Raw genomic sequence first — 2,013 nt, forward strand, 5'->3', positions numbered from 1 at the left:
GCGGGGGAGAGGGCGGCGATGCGCTCGCCCTGGACGGCCAGGCGGCCGCCGTCGACGACCCCGCCGGGCAGGACGAGCCGGGCGCCGGACAGGGCGAGATGATCGATGACGGTCACGCGCATCTCCCACACTGCTCACAACTGTTCATGGATCCCAAACTACAAGCAACTGTGAGCAGCGCATAGCCGCTTGCGGCGCCGACCGTGGCCTTCCCCGCTCCGGGGTTTCGGCCAAATGCGGGGCTGCTTCGCGACGGTGGCCCGGAATCGGAGCTCCCGGGCCACCGTCCGGAGGGAGGGTGCTGAGCCACAGGGCTGCGCCCGTGGGGGCGAGTGCCCGCACAGCAGACACAGGGGGTCTTCAACGATGGCTGCTCTGAGCTACGAACTCCTCACCGATCCGGCCCCGCTCCAGGTGCCGGAGGCGGGCGAGGAGCCCAACGGATCGGTCTACCTCGTCGTCTCCAACCCGACCCCGGACGAGGTGATCTGGTACTCCATCGAGCTGCGGGTGCCCTGCGGCCAGCGGGAGGGGGACCTGACCGCGCACCCGAAGTCGATCAACGCCCGGATCGCCCAGAACAACGCGACCCGGGCGGGGGGAGGACCCGACGTCGGTCTGGGACGACGGCAACGGCGTGCTGACCGTCACTCCCCGCCCCAACTCGCTCTTCCGGGAAGCCGGTTCACTCGTCCTGGTGCTGGACGGCTTCCCGGTCTCGGACAAGCCGGGGCTGGTCCTGCTCCAGGTGACGGAGCGGGCGGCGAACTGCTCCAGGGCGCAGCGCAACCCGGTGACCCTGGGCCTGGTGAAGCAACTGCCCAAGGTGCCGCGCAACTTCCGCCCGCAGGAGTCCCTGGTGGCGGGTGGCGCGGACGTCGTCCTGCGCTGGGACGGTCCGGCGAACCTGGAGTACCGGATCCAGGGCCCGGACGGCCTCTCGGTGCCCGTCCCGCAGCGGACCGGGGCGGGCTGGGAGTGGGCGCCGAAGGCGGGCGAGGAGCCGAAGCGGGACGCCACGTACACCCTGACGGCCACCCTCCCGGGGCGCGCGCAGCCGGGGTACTTCCTCACCACCACCGTGCACCTGCGCAGCCCCGAGTTCGAGGCGGTGACCGCGACGGCCGGGGTGCACACCCCGTGGGTCCGGGGCACGACGACGGCGCGCGGGCGGATCACCTTCACCGGGCAGGGCGCCCAGATCCGCGACGAGGCCGATGCGCTGGGCACCCTGGCGGCCGCCGGGGTGGAGGCCGTGACGGTGGAGGCACGGCAGGTGGACGCCGTGGAGCTGCGGGCCGCGGAGGCGGCGATCGGCACGGTCACCGCCGGGTCGGTCCGGGGCCACGACGACGACGCCGGGCGGATCGAGTTCCCGCCCGGCGGGATCAGGGTCGGCCACGGCAGCGGCGGCGACCTCGGGATCGTGACGGTGGAGACGGTCAGCGCGGCCGGGGTCAACACCGGCTGGGTGGGGGACCGTGCCGGGGCCAAGGGCTGGCTGGAGTTCCCGCAGTCCGGGGTGGAGGTCCGCAAGGACGGCGGCACGGACTGGGGGACCGTCACCGCCGGCGAGGCGGACCTCAACGACCTGGTCACCCGCCGTGCCCAGGTCAGGGAACGCCTCACCCTCCAGGGCGGGTTGACCGTCGACAAGGTGCTGGAGACCCAGGACGGCCCGCCGCGGTTGATCGTCCACGGCGGCCTGGAGGCCGAGGGCGACCTGAACGCCTGGCGCACGCTCACGGTCGCCGGGGACCTCAGCACCAAGGCGATGCTGCGGGTCCAGGGCGAGTCGCGCTTCCAGGGCAAGGTGAACGCCAACGGGCACCTGTCGGTCCGCAACGGACAGGAGTGGATCGTGCACACCAATGACGGGCAGGTCTCGGTCAAGGGCGACCTGCGGGTCCACGGGGCGTTCCGCGCTGACAGCTGACAGCTGACAGCTGACAGCTGACGGCGGCCTCGGGGGGGGCCGGCGGCCCCCGGCCCCCCGGCCCGCCCCGGGCCGAC

The 2,013-nt window shown here is 73.2% G+C and carries 1 protein-coding gene; it reads left to right on the forward strand.

Features of this window, described 5'->3' with window-relative positions; genetic code table 11:
- Positions 1 to 637 precede the first annotated feature (637 nt).
- Positions 638 to 1,936 carry a hypothetical protein gene (locus ACFXOZ_RS42440; protein WP_380595394.1) on the forward strand — a complete coding sequence of 433 codons (1,299 nt, stop codon included), beginning with the start codon at positions 638 to 640 and terminating at the stop codon, positions 1,934 to 1,936.
- Positions 1,937 to 2,013: the final 77 nt, after the last annotated feature.

Origin of the sequence: Kitasatospora sp. NPDC059160 (genome assembly GCF_042755465.1) — a bacterium.
Lineage (GTDB): Bacteria > Actinomycetota > Actinomycetes > Streptomycetales > Streptomycetaceae > Kitasatospora.